The sequence below is a fragment of the Methanomassiliicoccales archaeon genome (assembly GCA_038740345.1).
GTDB lineage: Archaea > Thermoplasmatota > Thermoplasmata > Methanomassiliicoccales > UBA472 > JAJRAN01.
The window spans coordinates 35,364-52,292 of the sequence record JAVYMA010000013.1; the positions used below are offsets into that span (position 1 = coordinate 35,364).

21 protein-coding genes are annotated in these 16,929 nt (G+C 49.0%); 10 read left to right on the forward strand and 11 right to left on the reverse strand.

Annotated features, from left to right (window positions below; translation table 11 throughout):
- Positions 1–162 precede the first annotated feature (162 nt).
- From QW520_05715 to QW520_05725, 3 genes are read left to right on the forward strand one after another with little or no spacing between them, the layout of a single operon-like run.
- Positions 163–2,181: a hydantoinase/oxoprolinase family protein gene (locus tag QW520_05715; GenBank protein MEM0449301.1), complete on the forward strand. Its 2,019-nt coding sequence runs from the start codon at positions 163–165 to the stop codon at positions 2,179–2,181.
- Position 2,182: 1 nt separating this feature from the next.
- Complete coding sequence (locus tag QW520_05720) at positions 2,183–2,521, forward strand: putative zinc-binding protein (protein MEM0449302.1); 339 nt, start codon at positions 2,183–2,185, stop codon at positions 2,519–2,521.
- The gene (locus QW520_05725) at positions 2,518–2,895 is read left to right on the forward strand and encodes a putative zinc-binding protein (GenBank protein ID MEM0449303.1); all 378 of its coding nucleotides are present in this window, start codon (positions 2,518–2,520) and stop codon (positions 2,893–2,895) included. The genes QW520_05720 and QW520_05725 overlap by 4 nt, the downstream gene beginning before the upstream one ends.
- Positions 2,896–2,921: 26 nt before the next feature.
- On the opposite strand, the gene QW520_05730 is transcribed toward QW520_05725, so the two are convergent.
- The 5 genes from QW520_05730 to QW520_05750 form a co-directional block, all read right to left on the reverse strand.
- A complete protein-coding gene (locus QW520_05730; GenBank protein ID MEM0449304.1) occupies positions 2,922–3,236 on the reverse strand; it encodes a hypothetical protein in 315 nt (104 codons plus the stop codon).
- Between the two features lie 9 nt (positions 3,237–3,245).
- The gene (locus tag QW520_05735) at positions 3,246–3,719 is read right to left on the reverse strand and encodes a hypothetical protein (GenBank protein ID MEM0449305.1); all 474 of its coding nucleotides are present in this window, start codon (positions 3,717–3,719) and stop codon (positions 3,246–3,248) included.
- A 12-nt stretch (positions 3,720–3,731) separates the two neighbouring features.
- Positions 3,732–4,406, reverse strand: coding sequence for a GTP-binding protein (locus QW520_05740; protein ID MEM0449306.1), 675 nt, complete (start codon positions 4,404–4,406; stop codon positions 3,732–3,734).
- A 129-nt stretch (positions 4,407–4,535) separates the two neighbouring features.
- Positions 4,536–5,624 (reverse strand): uroporphyrinogen decarboxylase family protein, encoded by a 1,089-nt coding sequence (locus QW520_05745; GenBank protein MEM0449307.1) that lies wholly within the window; start codon positions 5,622–5,624, stop codon positions 4,536–4,538.
- A 2-nt stretch (positions 5,625–5,626) separates the two neighbouring features.
- On the reverse strand, positions 5,627–6,265 hold the full coding sequence (locus QW520_05750) for a corrinoid protein (protein MEM0449308.1): 639 nt from the start codon (positions 6,263–6,265) through the stop codon (positions 5,627–5,629).
- Between the two features lie 269 nt (positions 6,266–6,534).
- On the opposite strand from QW520_05750, the gene QW520_05755 reads away from it, so the two are divergent.
- From QW520_05755 to QW520_05765, 3 genes are all read left to right on the forward strand, one after another.
- Positions 6,535–7,461 carry an ABC transporter ATP-binding protein gene (locus QW520_05755; protein ID MEM0449309.1) on the forward strand — a complete coding sequence of 309 codons (927 nt, stop codon included), beginning with the start codon at positions 6,535–6,537 and terminating at the stop codon, positions 7,459–7,461.
- Entirely contained in the window at positions 7,461–8,207 is a 747-nt protein-coding gene (locus QW520_05760; protein MEM0449310.1) for an ABC transporter permease, read from the forward strand. The genes QW520_05755 and QW520_05760 overlap by 1 nt, the downstream gene beginning before the upstream one ends.
- 121 nt (positions 8,208–8,328) lie before the next feature.
- Positions 8,329–9,225: an amidohydrolase family protein gene (locus QW520_05765; GenBank protein MEM0449311.1), complete on the forward strand. Its 897-nt coding sequence runs from the start codon at positions 8,329–8,331 to the stop codon at positions 9,223–9,225.
- A 4-nt stretch (positions 9,226–9,229) separates the two neighbouring features.
- Here QW520_05765 and QW520_05770 read toward each other — a convergent pair whose 3' ends face one another.
- The 6 genes from QW520_05770 to QW520_05795 form a co-directional block, all read right to left on the reverse strand.
- A complete protein-coding gene (locus tag QW520_05770; GenBank protein MEM0449312.1) occupies positions 9,230–9,673 on the reverse strand; it encodes a phosphate-starvation-inducible PsiE family protein in 444 nt (147 codons plus the stop codon).
- A gap of 79 nt (positions 9,674–9,752) precedes the next feature.
- Entirely contained in the window at positions 9,753–10,094 is a 342-nt protein-coding gene (gene hgcB / locus QW520_05775; protein ID MEM0449313.1) for a mercury methylation ferredoxin HgcB, read from the reverse strand.
- On the reverse strand, positions 10,076–11,074 hold the full coding sequence (hgcA, locus tag QW520_05780; GenBank protein MEM0449314.1) for a mercury methylation corrinoid protein HgcA: 999 nt from the start codon (positions 11,072–11,074) through the stop codon (positions 10,076–10,078). Before hgcA ends, hgcB begins: the two co-directional genes overlap by 19 nt.
- Positions 11,075–11,257, reverse strand: coding sequence for an HgcAB-associated protein (locus QW520_05785; protein MEM0449315.1), 183 nt, complete (start codon positions 11,255–11,257; stop codon positions 11,075–11,077).
- Between the two features lie 146 nt (positions 11,258–11,403).
- Positions 11,404–12,330, reverse strand: coding sequence for an Lrp/AsnC family transcriptional regulator (locus tag QW520_05790; protein MEM0449316.1), 927 nt, complete (start codon positions 12,328–12,330; stop codon positions 11,404–11,406).
- 90 nt (positions 12,331–12,420) lie between these two features.
- Complete coding sequence (locus QW520_05795) at positions 12,421–13,203, reverse strand: DNA-formamidopyrimidine glycosylase family protein (GenBank protein ID MEM0449317.1); 783 nt, start codon at positions 13,201–13,203, stop codon at positions 12,421–12,423.
- A 101-nt stretch (positions 13,204–13,304) separates the two neighbouring features.
- On the opposite strand from QW520_05795, the gene QW520_05800 reads away from it, so the two are divergent.
- From QW520_05800 to QW520_05815, 4 genes are all read left to right on the forward strand, one after another.
- A complete protein-coding gene (locus QW520_05800; protein MEM0449318.1) occupies positions 13,305–14,645 on the forward strand; it encodes a phenylacetate--CoA ligase in 1,341 nt (446 codons plus the stop codon).
- Positions 14,645–15,082 (forward strand): acetolactate synthase, encoded by a 438-nt coding sequence (locus QW520_05805; protein MEM0449319.1) that lies wholly within the window; start codon positions 14,645–14,647, stop codon positions 15,080–15,082. Before QW520_05800 ends, QW520_05805 begins: the two co-directional genes overlap by 1 nt.
- Before the next feature lie 29 nt (positions 15,083–15,111).
- Complete coding sequence (locus tag QW520_05810) at positions 15,112–16,416, forward strand: phenylacetate--CoA ligase (protein ID MEM0449320.1); 1,305 nt, start codon at positions 15,112–15,114, stop codon at positions 16,414–16,416.
- A gap of 245 nt (positions 16,417–16,661) precedes the next feature.
- Positions 16,662–16,929 (forward strand): sodium:solute symporter family protein (locus tag QW520_05815; protein MEM0449321.1); only part of this gene is annotated, 268 nt, incomplete at its 3' end.

Consider the following 16,929-nt stretch of genomic DNA (forward strand, 5'->3'; position numbering starts at 1 on the left):
ATGTACATTTTCATTCATTGGAGCCTATGATCAAGGGCGTGCGCTCGAAACTGGCAATGACGCCTCGCCCGAGAGATTGGATGTTGACCATAAGTATTAAACTATAGATAAGATGTGTAGGGTAGAACTTCTTGCTAATTGACTAAGCAAAGGATTGGAGGCATGGAATTGAGCCTTGGATTAGGTATCGACACCGGTGGAACATACACAGATTCAGCTGTAATCGACATGGAGAAAGGGACGATTCTATCAAAGGCCAAAGCCTTGACCACAAGAAACGATCTATCCCTCGGTATATCGAATTCCATAGGGAAGCTGGATGAGAGATTGTTCGAGCAGATCCAGCTGGTATCGGTATCCTCCACCCTGGCCACTAACTCAGTGGTGGAGGGCAAGGGCTGCCGTGTTGCCCTCATAGTCGCGGGACAGGAATTTAACAGATCCGTTCCAGTAAACGAGCTCATCCAGATTTCTGGAGGGCACAACCTCATGGGTGATGAGGCAGAGCCGCTGGATATGGAGGCGGCGGAGGCCTTCGTAGAGAGGGTCAAGGATAAGGTCGACGGCTTCGCCATCTCCTGCTACCTCAGCGTCAGGAACCCCGAGCACGAGATTGCACTGAAGGAAATGGTGAAGTCGCGCACGGACTTGCCTGTAGTGTGCGGTCATGAACTGTCCTCCCAATTAGGCTTCCATGAGCGCACACTCACTGCAGTGCTCAATGCTCGTCTCATTCCTATAATATCTGATTTGGTGCTTTCAGTGAAGAAGGTGCTGAGTGCGCACAATATCTCTGCCCCTCTTATGATAGTTAAAGGCGATGGCTCACTTATGGGTGAGGCGGTGGCGAAAGAGAGGCCAGTAGAGACCATCCTTTCGGGACCTGCAGCAAGCCTTACAGGGGCTAGGTTTCTGACAGGTGAAGCGGACGCCGTGGTCATAGATGTGGGAGGTACCACCACCGATATCGGCATATTGAGGAACGGAAGGCCCAGGTTAGACCCTGAAGGGGCCATGATCGGGGGCTGGCGGACGAGAGTGAGAGCAGCGGACATTTCCACCTCTGGCATCGGGGGCGACAGTCGTATTGTGGTCCATAATGGTAAGATACATCTCACTCCTTTGAGAGTCATTCCTCTGTGCATAGCGGAATCGATGTGGCCTGGACTAATCAAGAGCAAGCTGATTAAATGCAGAGACGTTAGGCCTAGGCCTCAGGCAGCACATACCGATATGCAAAACGTGCAACAAGTCGTTGAGTTCTTCGTTTTCAGCAAAGAGATCAAAGGATTCAGCTTCAGTGATGAGGAGGCCAAATTCATAGAATTGGTACGTCAAGAGCCGAGAACCATCCAAGAAGTTAGCGACATGACAGGCATCCATCCCTATTCCTTCAACGTAAAGCGCCTCGAGGAGCTGGGGGTGATACAGAGGATAGGGCTCACCCCGACGGACATCCTTCACACCCTTGGAACTTATGTGGAATATGATCCTGAGCCTTCGCGCATAGGGGTGGAAGTACAATGCAAATTAGTGGACATGGAGGAACAACAGTTCTGCACCACCGTGAAGCACATGGTGGAGGATAAGATAGCCACGGAGCTATTAAAGAAATTGGTATACGAGGAAACCGGCAGCACAGAACTTTCTGAAACCACCATGGACTTCTTCAAAAAATTCGTCACTGGAGAGAGTGGTGTCGATTATTCCTGCAAGCTCAAGTTGAACAAGAAGATCATCGGGATCGGGGCGCCAGTAGAGGCTTACCTTCCCTCCGTGGCGGAGAAATTCCAGACTGAGCTTCTACTGCCCGCTCACATGGAAGTGGGGAACGCGGTTGGCGCCATAACAGGGAGCATTATGGAGATGGTAGAGATATTAATCCGGCCAAAGCCTGGTTTGGGTGTGATGGAAGATCCACCTTGCATAATGCATTCGCCGGTGGAGAAAAGAGAATTCGAGAAATACTCGGAAGCTGTGAAATATGCCACTGAGCAGGGTTCAGAGATAGTCAGGAAGCGTGCTGTGGAGGCGGGAGCGGACTCTGTGGAAGTAGTGGTGGAGAATTCGGCTATGAGGGCCTCCATGGGAAAGGAGTGGGGAGGAGATGTCTGGCTAGAGACCAAGCTGAATATAACGGCCATCGGAAAACCCAGACAGTACGTGGAGTACAAGGTGTAACATGTTGAACGTAGTGATTTGCGGAGGCTATAGTCCCGGGGCCAGGGTGCTGCGCGCGGCGATAAGGAACGTGGCGAGAGATCATAATATAAGAGTCTTCACCCTTTGCCCTGCGCTGGCTGGCTACGAGAAGCAGATGGAGGAGATAAGATCCCTAGATGCATCCAACACCATCGTGGTTGATGGCTGCGAAGGTGGATGTGGAAACCAAGGGCTTATGAAATTCGGCATCAAGCCTAGAGGCGTAGTGGTGCTTGATAAATATCCCATGGTCTCGGACCGAAGCATAAGATCAGCAGAGGAGCGCATCCTTTCTTTCTTGAAGGAGGTACAAGGGTGAGGAAAGGGGTAATCATTTGCGGAGCCAATGGAGAGAGGGGGTTAATACTAGAAAAAGCAGTGGAAATTTTCGCCAAAAAGAATTCATCCCGTGTTATCCAATTCTCTGCCTGCTCCCTGGGGGTTTCTCCCTTGATGCTTAGTATGAGCGGTGCAGATACCAAGAAGCTTATTACTGTTAACGGATGCCGCAACAGATGTGCCGATCGGATATTGGAAGGAATAGGTTTGAAAGCTGAGAAATCAGTGGTTTTGGATGATGTGCTGCAAAGGGAAGTTGGCGCGTGTAAGGCCACTTGTCTTTTCGATTTCCCTCTCGTTAGTGATGAGGAGGCACAGCGCTTCGCCGCCCTGATGGCATCGGCCTTGGATTGATTTTGTCCCTGGGAAAGGGTTGTTCCTCATCGCGTCTTCTTAATGCCCCTTTCCTTATAGTAATCTTCAATCACTGTTCCCATGTGTTCGGCCAGAGATCTCTCTCTATATTCATCCCCCACTTCATTCATGAATCTGAGAGGAAATTCGGCGTCGCACTTAGCACAACGAACTTTAGGACAACTTAAAACCGCCTGAGGACATCCTCTGCAGGCGAAAGTGCGGGCATAAGTCAGTGAAAATATGAAGCCGCATTGAGGACACTTAATAGTGCTTCGCACCGCCCTCATGGTATTCGGGGTGAAACCTTTGCTCTTCATCGCTTCCCAATATCCATCCATGTTCTCCCCTCACTTCCTGAGATGGTGCTCTATGCTCTTCTCCGTATCGAAATAATCTTGCAGGACTTCTAGCTCCATGGAATGCTTCCTGATGGTCTTCTCGATGCCTAAGCGGGACGCGTCCTTCACCTTATCATCCCAGATGCCATGCACTATAACATGCAAAGTGACCTCGGCCTCATTGAAATTTTTTTTACCTAGTCCAGAGGTCAACTGTACACCCACTTCCATATCCACTAGGCTGCCCATGAGAGTACCCCCATCGGCATGCATGAAAGCTTTAACGTGGCCAATAAGATCGGCTCCAGCTGAGAAGCATTCTTTTGTAACTGTCACCAGAAGATCCCTCATGAAGTCTTTGGCAGCCTGAGGCGATATACCCTGCTCTCGTCTTATCATGAGGCGCGCGGCGTACTTGCCTAGCTCATCAGCAGCTCGGTGCATTTCCAGATGCAGTTCATCATCCTCATCGTCAGCGCTCATAAATCGACCTCCTCAATCCTCCATGGCACCGTACTGCTTGCGCAGCATCTCCTTTTCCACAGCCTCGTCATAGCGGGGGGAGATGCGCTTCTCAATTATATCCGCCACTTCCTTCAAGCCTTTTCCGGTTCTACCTGAGGCCAACATTATTTCCGCGGTGGGATTTATGCTTCGGATCAATTGCCTGGACTTCTCTATCTGCTCTTCTGTGGCCGCATCCACCTTGTTAATCAGCACCACATCCGCCTCACGTATTTGTGTCTCCACCAAGCGCTTCACTGCATCCATAAGAAGCTCTACCCTAGTTGAATCTACTAAGGTAATTACTGGCGCATGCTCAATGACCACATCGCATTCTGCTTCCGAATATTCAGCCGCGCGCTTCAGACCCCATGGTATGGCCACGCCTGAGGGTTCCACTATGACGATATCGGGTTTGAATGTAGTGTGTAGAATGGATATAGTGTTAGCGAATGAGCCTGCTATCTGGCAGCAGATGCAACCGCCTGAGATCTCTCGCGCCTTCAGCCCATAGGTCTCGATGAACTTCGCATCCACGTTTATCTCTCCTACATCATTGACGATGATGGCGATACGATGTCCCCTGCCAACTAATTCTCTGGCAATCTCAATGAGCAGGGTGGTCTTTCCACTCCCAAGGAACCCGGCTATCTGCGCGAGCTTCATAATTTCACTCGAACTCTGAAGGAGTGGTGCGAATGTCAATCTTTCGGTCATACTTTTCCGATGTCCGAGTGATTCGCAGGATAATTTGCTAGACAGAAAAGGAAAAAAAAGAATTGAGATGGAAATGGTTTACTTGCACTCCACTTGGCCATACTTCTTGGTAGTATCCACTACCGCCTTGATGTTCTCTAGCTTAGTGGACAGGGAAGGAGGCACCTCGCAGCCAGAGGCGATGACATAACGCGAGTGCAGGCCACGCTGGCAGAGGGCAGTCTTGACCTCTTGGATGAGATTCATGGTGGTCTTTTCTATTTTCTCCACCGTGAAGCGTACAAAAGCCTGTGGGTCGATGTTACCTGCGAGCAGGCAATTGTCGGCATAGCCTTTCATGATGGCCTCCTTGGCAGAGGGGGATCCAGGAATCAAGGGGTACCAGGCCATGGAATATATCGCGGGCTTATAAGCCTTAATCTGCGTATCCAGGTGTGGAAGGTCCGCGCAGTTGTGTACGCAGAAGGCCATTCCCGCATCCTGCGTGGCTTTATTCAGCCCCCTGGCATATTGGGCCTCGAACTCCTCATACTCCTTGTCACCTAAGCAGGAATATGAACCCCACAGGTAGTCCCAGACCAGACCGGCGGGTTTGGCCTTGGCGAACTCCTCGATCATGGCATAGTCGAAGGCAGTGATGTCCTTCAGAGCCTTGTGCACAGCAGAGCGGTGGTTATACATGTCCATAAAGACCTTTTCGGCTCCAGCGCTCTGAGTGAGTATGAGCAAGGGCCCTTCAAGGAAAGCTGCCGTGATGACCTCCTTTCCCAGCTTTTCTACGAATAATTTGGTACCTTGAGTGATTACCCCGCTTCTTCCCTTCTTAGGGTCAGGAATGTTGGCGAATTTTGTCTCATAGTCCTCAGGCTTCTTGACTACGGGGTCTACTACGAATGGGGTGTTTTGCTCATCGAACCTGACCCCTGCTCCATAATCTCCTGCACATACGGACAAATCCATGAGCCCTATTGCAAAGTCGAAGTCGTTGGCACGCTGGCCAGCCACGAAGGCCTCGGCGAATTTCCTTGGATCCGAGCACCATTCCGCATATGTGGTGGGAGTGCTCAGGTATCTCCTTTGCACACCGCACGCGATGGGATATGTCGTCAGGCGGTCCACTGGCTTATCACCCAGGGCCGCCAGAACTCTCTCGATGTGAGTCATCATCTTCAAATCACCTTCTTCAGCTTGTTAACGGCGTCCTGCGCGTTGATACCGTGCAGGTCCGCTCCAATATCCTCGGCGAACTCTGGTGAAGTGGGAGCCCCTCCAATTATCACTTTCACCTTCATTCTCAATCCAGCTTCAATCAAGCCATCCACGCAACGTTTCATGCCATCCATGGTAGGCGTCATGAGTGTGCTCATGGCTACTACGTGGGCATCCTTTTCCTTGGTGCTAATAATGAAGTTCTCAATGGGTACATCCCTGCCTAAGTCCGTGCAATCCATGCCCGCCGCGGTCAACATGGTCTTGACCAGGTTCTTCCCTATGTCGTGCACATCACCCTCAACAACACCGATGACGACGTTGACGCGCTTCTTAGCCTCTTCCCTGGGTATGTGCGGCAAGAGCACGTCCAACGCACCATACATGGCATCAGCGGCCAAGAGCACCTGAGGAAGATACAGTTCGCGGGCGGCATATTTGTCTCCTACAATCGTCATCCCCTTAATCAGACCGTGATCGATGGCGTCCAAGGCTTTGATGCCTTCTTTCAAGGCGGCGTTCGCTTCTTTTATCGCTTCCGCCTTATTACCAGTGATCACGGCTTTCTCCAATCCTGCCAGTATCTGCTCTCTTGTCAACTAAATTCCACCCCCTCGCATAAAGTCGCGAGTGATTCATAAAATGACTATTGTTAAAATAAACATTAGTATGGATGGATGGACCATCCATTAAGTATGTTAATGATAAGAACGAAATATCTGGACAGGTAAGTATTTGTAATTACTGAGCGTATTAGTAGCTATAAAAAATGCGACCAATTTGCAGTAATAAATAAAAAATAATTAGGGCGTTTGGCCAATGTTAAAAAGAAATAATATCCTGAGCGACCTCGAATTGTCTTGTTAAGGTGAGTTCCATCCCAGCAATTAAGGTTCAAAATCTGTCGAAAAAATTCAATGATCACGCCGCTGTCGATGGAATCAGCTTTACTGTGGAAGAAGGCGAGTTCTTTGGACTTCTAGGCCCTAATGGTGCTGGTAAGACCACCACCATCAGATTGATAACAGGGGTGTTGAAACCTGATAAGGGGGAAATTCTAGTACGCGGTCTGGACATGCGAACTTCATCATTGCAGGCCAAGCAGAGGATGGGCGTCATACCTGAGGTGGGGAATGTTTACCCAGACCTATCCGCCATGGAGAATCTTGATCTTGTGGGAAAATACTACGGTCTGGATAAATCCACCAGGCGCTCAAGGGCTGAGAAGCTTCTGGAAGATTTAGGGCTTCGCGATAGGAAAGATGACTTCCTGCGCAAATTTTCCAAGGGAATGAGACAACGAGTCAGCGTTGCTTGCGCCCTCATACACCAACCTCCAGTCCTTTTACTGGACGAACCCACTGAGGGATTGGATGTTATGAGCAGGCGTCTGATAATTGAAAAAGTAAAGGAGATGAATAAAGAGGGAACGTCTGTATTACTTACAACCCATAACATTGAGGAGGCGAATCGCCTTTGCCAGAGGGTGTGTATTATAAACAAGGGTAAAATAGCTGCCATCGACACACCTGAAAAGCTGAAGAAAACAATGGAGAAGTCTCAAACCATAGAACTGGCATTCGACAGGAATGTAGAACCTTCGGTGTTTTTATGTCATTGCATTCATAAGGCAGAAACTTGTGGTGATAAATGCAAGTTATGGGTCGGGGATTTGGACCAGGCTTTGGACCATATTATGGAGATAAAGAAGCGTGAGGGGTTCCGAATCCTCAATTTGGAGACTTGTGGGCCCACCTTAGAGGATGTTTTCGTGAAGCTTTGCGAGGTGCGGTGATGAACCTACAGATATTAGCCAGAGCGACTTGGGTTACGGCTCAGAAAGATATCAGGATTTATTATCGCAAGGCCCCTGTTTTCATATTCGGCCTTATCCTTCCTACCTTTCTATTCTTCGCATTTTTCGTTGGGCGAGAACTGGACATTAAGCGCTACTTTCCAGGCTTTCTTGCCATGGCGCTGTTCTTCACTTCCTCGTCTGTCGGTCCTCTGATCGTTCCTTGGGAGAAGCAAGCGGGTACCTTCGAGCGTCTTCTGACTTATCCCGTCAGTATCGGCACTATTATTCTAGGAGATATCATCGCTGGAGCCTTGTTCGGTATTACCATCAGCACGATAGTAGGCGTGGTAGGGATTGTGTTCCTTAATCTAGAGGTGGAGAGTGTGGTTATGCTCTTTTTGGCTTACGTCTTGGGAAACCTCTGTTTCTCTGGTCTAGGAGTTACCTTATCCTCCCCAGCGGGAAGGTATCCTGCTAACATCATGATGCTCGCAGCCCTGGTGAGATTCCCTCTAATATTCATCAGTGGTGTATTCGTACCTCTAAGTGAGATGAGCGCCCCCGGTGTGTACATATCCTATCTTTCCCCCCTGACCTATTTAGTTGACGCATTAAACCACTCTCTTGGTCAGCCCAGTGCTTTTCCTTGGCCAGTAGATTTATTGGTCTTGTCATTTTTCTTCATGCTTTTCATCCTTAGCGCGAGATTCATCCTCACGAGGAAGAGCCTAAAAGGACTTTGAGATGTGGGTCAGGGGCGATTTCCTCTCCAACCTACTCTTTTAAAAAACCTCTATCTCGATGATGAGATTCTTATGGAGCTATCAAGCGAATATCTATAAGCCCTAGGTCAGGTCTGCGATAATGATGATAATCGACGCGCACGTTCATCTATGGAAGCGCAGCATGTATCCAGATGTCATAATGGAGGCTTATCTCGAACCATTGGTTCTCTTGGATGCTCTATACTTTCAGGGAGGGCCTCAGGGAGAAGGTAGGGATTGGCTCACTTCGGAAACTGATGAGAGAGACCTAATCAATGATATGAAGACGGCAGGCATAGATAAATCGATAGTCCTGCCCCTGGACTTCGGGATGGTCGGTCCGACCAAGCAAGGAGTAGAAGAACTCAACGATTGGGTATTTAGCGTCTCGGGAATATATCCAGAATATTTGGTTCCTTTCATCGGCGTGGATCCAGGGAGAGGAGAGTTCGCGCTCCGTCTTGTGAATAAGTATGTCAAGCACTTCGATGCGAGGGGAGTGAAGGTGTATCCCCCCACAGGGTGGAGACCAAACGAGGAGCGCATTGCACCTTTTTGGGATGTGGTCGAGGAGTTTGGATTGATGGTCGTTACTCATTCTGGCGCGGTCTGGGGCCCTCTGAATGAAGAGCTGTCCCGACCTTCATATTATGTCGACGTGCTCGAAAAGCATCCCGAGTTGAAGCTAGTCATAGCTCATTTAGGTGGAAAGTATCGAGAGGAGATGTATGAAATCCTGTCTAGATACCCCAATACTTACGCCGACTGCTCAGCGCTTCAAGGTTGGCTTCCGTCAAATCCTGAGAAGGTAATGGAGAGATTGTCAGAAGCGAATGAGAAAATTCCTGATCGTGTGTTCTTTGGAACGGATTGGCCGCTTTTCGAGCTCGCCTATTCCCAACCATATTTCATAGACCTTATAAAAAATGGGGACTGGGGCAACGCAGAGATGAAAGAAAAATTATTTCATGGTAATATCTTAAGAGCGTTGAAGTGAGTTTTTACTTATCTGCGCTCGTTTCGCTTTTTTTCCCTACGCTGCTCTGAGCCACCGACTTGCTCATGAGATATATAGCCAAGGCCAGGGTCAGCACTGCCAATGACGTACCAGCCAGAATCTCCACTTTTCCATAGTAATAATCGAACACGATCAGCTCTCGTGCCACCGCGGTCAAGGCCACCAGTAGGACAGAACCTACTTTCACCGCGTGCTCCTTCCAATAAACCATTATAGTATCTATTAATTCTATAATGATAACGACGAGAAGAATCTCTCCCACGTACTTCAAAGTGGCTTGACGTATGTCTTCCAGTAGTCCAGGATTAGAAAGGCTCTGCATAATGTCTTGTGCCAGACCTACTATTAGAAACACCGCCAATATACATAGAAGGAAAACCAACACGTAGATGATGACCACTTTAAAAATTTCCAAAGGGGAACGCACGAACGTGAATACGGGACACCGCTAAAATGGTTTTCCATCATTGCTTCTTGATTGTCCTTAATCCTCTTAAGTCATTTCCCTACTTACAGCAATCCTCACCACATACTACTTCCTTCTTACCAGTCAAGGCCGCTTTGATCATCGCTGCCGCGCAGCCTACGCCACTCTCCACTTTGATAGCCCCGAAGGCACAATTGCGCTGACATGCACCACATTCCATGCAGGCCTCAGGCCTAGCCAACCTCACACGCCGCTCCCCTGGCTGAAACACGCGGTGAGGGCACACTTGCAGACAATATCCACAATTAGTACATCTTCCGGGAAAGAATACCAGCGTATTTATGGGATTAGCATTCTGAACATCTGGGCCGCTGTCCAGATTTATTATGGTCAACTGCTCCATCACCACCACCCCTGCCATGAGGCCAGAAAAGAGAAGATACTGATTACTAGTCCTACTATTAGCATGATTGTGAGAATGGGAATGTATCGGAATATTTCCTTCCGGACTCCCGTCCTAGAGGCGGTTGTGGAGCATCCCGTGAAGTTCAAGGCCATATAGGCCACAGAAGAGATTATAACCAAAGCTGAGGCCAAGCCCATAATTCCTCCCTGGAGCATATTATTGGCCATATAGATAGGATACAAAATAAAAGGGATAGATAGTAGGGCGCCGAGCACCAGACCCTTGCTCGTGAAATCCCGTGTCGGCAAGATTGGAAGCCCTAAGGGAAATAGGACTATGCCCCCTAAAATGGCTGTAACCGCCACCGCAGAAGGGAACGGGCCGAAAAGAAGGAAAAGTGCGATTGGTAGTAGGACTGCCAACCAGAAGTAGTTCTTTATTTCCACCGGAATGAGAACGGCGCGGTCCCGAAGCGGAAATTTCACAGTGCGCATCTCCTCGGTAGCATAGCCCAAACGAAGATATTGTGGTAGATCAGCGGCTCTGACCGGTCCATATTCTACCTTGAATCCAGTTTGCTTGAATACCTCGACCGCAGATACTCCTGGAGCCCCTAGCTGGGGAAGGATTAACCTTCTATGAGCCACCAATTCCTCAAGTCGCGCTTGCTTTACCTGCCTGACCAATTCCTCTGTCGAGAACGTACCCTTTCCCGCCGCGCACCACACGTTCACTCCTTTGGTATCCAGAACGAGGATGTAGCAGCTAATCCCATGCAAGGAAGACCGTAGGGCGTCGAAACTAAGCGTATAGTTTGCCGTCACGAATACAGGAGATGTTGAATTTGGCTCGTTCAATTCATAAATACCAGGCGTAACGCGATGTTGCATTCGTTTATAACCCAGCCTCGCCAAAATATGGTCCCATCGATCTCTTGAGCTCAGTTCCGATGTTGTTCTCATAACGGTCATGGGATCACTCCTAGATTTTGCCATTCAGCTATTATCCATTATTTTTTTCACTGAATCCGAGAAGCTTTCAACCTTGAATAGTTGCAAGCAGCAGGGAACACCTCCTCTCTCCAAAAGCACCACGGCTAATTTCTGTCCTCCCAAAATACCAAATTTCTGTCTCAGTTCTTTGGGCAATACTATCTGTCCTCTGTCATCGACCGACACGATAGCTTCCATGAGATATTTTTCACGGCCAGCATCGTAACTTTCGCAACAGGAATTTTTTGATTCGCTGTCTCGTTCCGAAATCATAGCAGCACTTGATTGTTAAATTCCTATTTAGATTATTCTGAAAAATCAGAAATATCAGATTAATCGAATTTTCTTTTAATGGTAGACTCTTTAATAATCGCATCCGCCCAGGTTTCTGTGGTTCTTGAAGTTAACAATATATTCGCCTCTACCCTCTCTATGCCCTCAGCCCCTTCCAATGATGACTTGATTATCCTCAGCTCTGACATATCCCTCACCCAGGCCAGTGCTGTGATTAAATCGGGAAGATTCCGAAAAGCATTAAAGGAAAGAATGTTAGGCGAGTGCTCATTCAATTTGGTCCTCATGAATTCGCGTAGAGGCATACCAACTTTATGATAAACATGGAACATGCAAAGGATGTCGGACGTAGCTTCGGGCGAAAGTGTAATTGAAAAATCGATTGCACCCCCCTCCCGCATTCTTTTTATTCTATTCTCGATCAATTCAACATCATAACCTAATTCTTTGGCCATTTCAAAAGAGCTCTTTCGCGCATCAATACGCAATGCGCGAATTATTCTCATGTCGATTTCATTCAATTCAAGAGCTTCCCTACTTTTGTTGGGAGGTGGAGTCCTGATTCCAAAGACCAACTCCTTGATCCCCTCTTCCTTCAAGAAGGAAATGTATGAATCAAGATGAGACAGTCGCCTTAGCAGCGCACCGATATATATCCGCCCCCCAGTTCCTATCCCTAACCAGGATGTGGCATTATTCTGACAAAGGCGGGCAACCGCCTCTTCCAATTTGGTAATCTCGCTATTACCATAAACGAAGATCCCCACTGCCCCAAGATGCTCCGGCCTGAACCGAACCACAAAGCTGCGCAGAACTCCGAGCTGAACCATGGTTCTTATCCGGTCTTCTACTTCATCTGGAGTTGTCCTAAGGAAATCTGCCATCTCGCGATAAGAGGCTCGCGAATCTGAAAGGAGCATCTGTAAGAGGACGATATCCGTAAGATCAAGATGCTTGGGATTCATGGATTAATGTGCAAGAGCTACCTTTGTTTAAATACCATCGCCTTCTTCATCGTTTTGGTCTCTAATTGATAAAGAAGTGCCGGCCTCATGTCAGTTTCTCTGGCACGTCGGACAATAGACAGAGGTCCTCCCTCCTATCTCAATAGATGTTAACACCCCGTTATTTCGAGGGCAAAGCTCTCCTCTTCGCCTGCACCTTAAAAGATAACCTTTAGGTAGCCTTTCGAAGACGGTCTCTGCATATATCGATTGGAGCAACACCTCTTTGATCTCCCGACCCAAACACCTCAATCCTTTCGATGATATTTTATTAGCCACTTTAGTAGGATTGATGCGCGCTTGAAACAAGGCCTCATCCGAATACAGATTGCCTACGCCTGCGAGTATGTGCTGATCCATTAACACCGCCTTGATAGGGCGACGATGCGATTTAGCGCAAACCGAAAACTCTTTCTCGTCTAGTGAAAGAGCATCCGGTCCTAAACCACGATCCATAATGAAATCCTTAACTGACCGGGTACAACCTAATCTGCCGAACATCCTCGGATCGTTATAGACTAGAGTGGAGCCATCATCCATTTTGAAGAGCGCTCTTGCGTGAGGGGCTAGCTCCTCACATCCTTGGACTATGAGAAGTTCACCAGTCATACCTAGATGGACCGTAAGGAGCCCAGAGCCCAAATCGAAGAACAGCTGTTTACCATGGCGAAGTATGTTGACCACAGATTTGTTCTCTACGCAAGCTTGCAATTCTGAGGAGTCTACTTCGCTAAGAACTCGGCCGTCCTTGACTACCACTTCATTTATTCGCCTACCGACGCAAGCTGGGATTAATCGACGACGCAGTACCTCCACTTCAGGCAGCTCGGGCATAGTATGAATGATAAATGAAAACGCAATAAAAACGCATAAGTTATAGTTGTTGTTCCTTTGAATGGATTGAAGCCTCAATCAGGAACGCTATTATATGCTACATGCTATCAGCCCACATACCTAACATCCCGGGGAGTAAGATGGCATATTGGAACCCTCAAATCGAGACCATGCCCATAAGTGAGCTTAGAGCGCTTCAGTTCAAGAGGCTAAAGGCTCTGGTGAACCGACTCTATGAGCATTCGCCCTTCTATCGCCAACGAATGGAGGCAGCGAATGTTGAGCCAGACAACCTGAAAAAGTTGGAAGATGTGAATAAGCTTCCCTTCATGTCGAAGAAGGATCTCCGTGACTATTATCCTGATAAGCTTTTCGTGGTACAGAAAAGGGATATAATACGCTATCATGCCTCCTCGGGCACTACCGGTAAACCTACCATAGTGGGCTATACGAAAAATGACATTGAGACTTGGTCCGAATCGTTGGCACGAGCGTTGACCTCTGCGGGTTTAGGTCAAGATGATGTCATCCAGATAGCCAATACTTACGGCCTTTTCACAGGGGGTTTGGGGTTCCATTATGCGGCAGAGAAAATAGGAGCTGCCGTCGTGCCCGCTAGCACCGGCAACACTGAAAGGCAGATTCAACTCATTCAGGATTTAGGTGTCACAGCCATGGCCGCTACTCCCTCATACATGATGTATGTGGGGGAGGTAGCAGAGAAGATAGGAGTTAGCATAAAAAATGACACCAGATTGAGGGTTGGCCTCTTAGGCGCAGAGCCTTGGTCAGAAAGGATGCGCGATCGAATACAGGACTGGCTAGGTGTAAAAGGGATCAACTGCTTCGGAGCGAGCGAGATGGCAGGGCCGATGTTCTCAGAGTGCGCCCACCAACAGGGAATACATTTCTGGGGGGATATCTGTCTGCTAGAGATATTGGATCCTAAAACGTCAGAACCTGTGGGCCCGGAGGAAAAAGGCGAGATGGTCCTCACCATGTTGACTAAAGAGGCTTTTCCTCTCATACGTTACCGCATAGGCGATATCACCATCAAGCACGAGGAAAAATGCGCCTGCGGGCGCACTCATCCCCGCATTTCGAGGATAACGGGCAGGGTGGACGACATGCTCATCATACGCGGCATAAACGTATTCCCCTCACAGGTAGAGTATTCCCTTATGACAAATCCCGAATTAGGGAACGAGTTCCAGATAGTGGTTGACAGAAAGGGAGCGCTGGATGAGATGCTGGTCAAGGTTGAGCTCAAACCAGAGGCGTTCACCGACAATATCATCCAATTGAATGCTCTTAGGGAAAGGGTGGAGGCTAAGCTCAGGAATCTGCTAAATGTCAGCGTCGATGTGGAGTTAGTGGAGCCGGGCAGCCTACCCCGTTTCGAAGGAAAAGCAAAAAGAGTGGTGGATAGGAGGGTTTATTGATGGATGATCGCGCCAAGTATCGCATAAAGCAGCTCTCGATCTTTTCTGAAAACAGACCGGGAAGGCTCATGGACATCGCCCGGGATATGAAGGAGGCTCAGGTGAATATCCTGGGCTTCACCATCGCCGAGGGTTCTGGCTACGGGGTGGTGCGCATGCTTGTGGATAAACCGGAGAAAGCCTATGAGAAACTTACTTCGGAAGGACATGTGGTTAAGTTTACCGATGTCCTGGCGGTGAAGATGGAAGATAAACCAGGTGGGCTGTATGACCTGACGGTGATGCTCAAGGAGGCGGGGATCAACATCGAATATGCCTATGGCTATCGCAATCATCCTTCCGCCGTCCTTATCTTGAAGGTGGAAGAAGTAGACCGAGCTATCGACTGCATACTTGCAAGTGGGCGGACGCTCTACGATACATCTCATTTCAAGTGATGGCCTAAAGCGAGCGCAGAGGTGATGGCGTGGCTGCGTGGAACCCAAAGATGGAATTCATGCCCAGGGAAGAGCTCGAGAGGCTCCAATCGAAGCTTCTAAAGGCGCTGGTTCATCGCATGTATGATTACTCACCGTTTTATCGGGAGAGGATGGATGCGGCCAAGGTTCATCCAGACCAGATACGGACTTCAAAGGACGTGGTGAAACTCCCCTTTATGTACAAAAAGGATCTTAGAGAGCTGGAGCCTGAAAGACTCTTCTTGGCATCGAATAGAGAACTGGTGCGCTATCATGCCTCCTCAGGTACCACTGGGCACCCCACCATAGTGGGCTATACTCAAAATGATGTAAACAACTGGACGGAATCGGTCGCGCGCGCCCTTGCCTCCGCCGGCATCGGTCAGGATGACATCCTACAAGTGGCCTATACATACGGACTCTTCACGGGAGGATTGGGTCTTCATTATGGGGCTGAACGCTTAGGCTGCACGGTGGTTCCAGCCAGCACAGGAAACTCCGAGAGGCAACTGGATATGATAAAGCGACTTGGCGTCACGGCCATCGCCTGCACGCCATCATACCTCATGCACTTGGGTGAGGTAGCGGAGAAGAAAGGCATCGATTTCAAGCGAGATACGAAGTTAAGATTAGGCATTCTAGGAGCAGAACCCTGGTCAGAGGGAATGCGCGAACGGATGCGAGAATGGCTAGGCGTCAAAGGCATTAACATTTACGGAACCAGCGAGCTCTCGGGCCCCCTGTGGTGCGAGTGCGCAGAACAGAAGGGGATGCACGTTTGGAGCGATCAGACCTTGATAGAGATAATAGATCCAGATACAGGAGAGCAACTGGGCCCAGGGGAAAAAGGCGAGCTCGTGGTGACCATGTTGCTTAAGGAGGCAGTCCCCATCGTCCGTTATCGAACTGGGGATATTTCCACTATTGATGTAGAGGGGTGTCCCTGCGGACGCGACCATCCCCGCCTGGGCAGGATAACAGGCCGGGTGGACGACATGTTCATCATACGCGGTATAAATGTGTTCCCCTCGCAGGTGGAGTATGTTCTGATGTCCAACCCAGAGCTCGGCAACGAGTTCCAGATAGTGGTTGACAGAAGGGGAGCGCTGGATGAGATGCTGGTGAGGGTAGAGCTGAAGCCAGAGTCCTTCCAGGATAATGTGGCTAAGTTGGAATCCCTTAAAACGAGGATACATGAGCGTCTCAAGAATGTGCTCAGCGTCAGCGCCGAAGTGGAACTATTGGAGCCTGGTTCCCTGCCGAGATTCGAGGGTAAAGCTAAGAGAGTCATCGATAAGAGGAAAATTCAATGATTGTATAATGCTAGCATGCTTCCTACTAACATGTAACATTTATATAAAGTGAAACCAATGCCCTCGGAAATCGCGAAAGCCTAGTGACACCTGTATTAGTCGATTTGCGCTGGATTGAGGGGGGCGAGCTAGAGTGTGGGGGATAGATGACCCATTGGTATGGTCAGGGTATGTCATGGCGATAGGTCTCGCCGCGGCCTGCGTGGCCTACGGCATCTGGAAATGGAATAGGGAGGAGTGAGCTGGTGGTCGACCTACTCACTTTTGCATTGACCACCGTGGTGTTCGTGACGATAACCCTATACCTAGGATACCTGGGGGCGAAGCGCACCAAATGCGGCGACGATTTCTTGCTCGCGGGCAGGAACATCAATCCTTGGATCATCGGGTTATCGTATGGCGCCACTTTCATCTCCACTAGCGCCATAATAGGATTCGGAGGGGTGGCGGGACAGTGGGGGATGAGTATCATTTGGCTCACTGTACTTAACATCGGTGTGGGCATTCTCATCG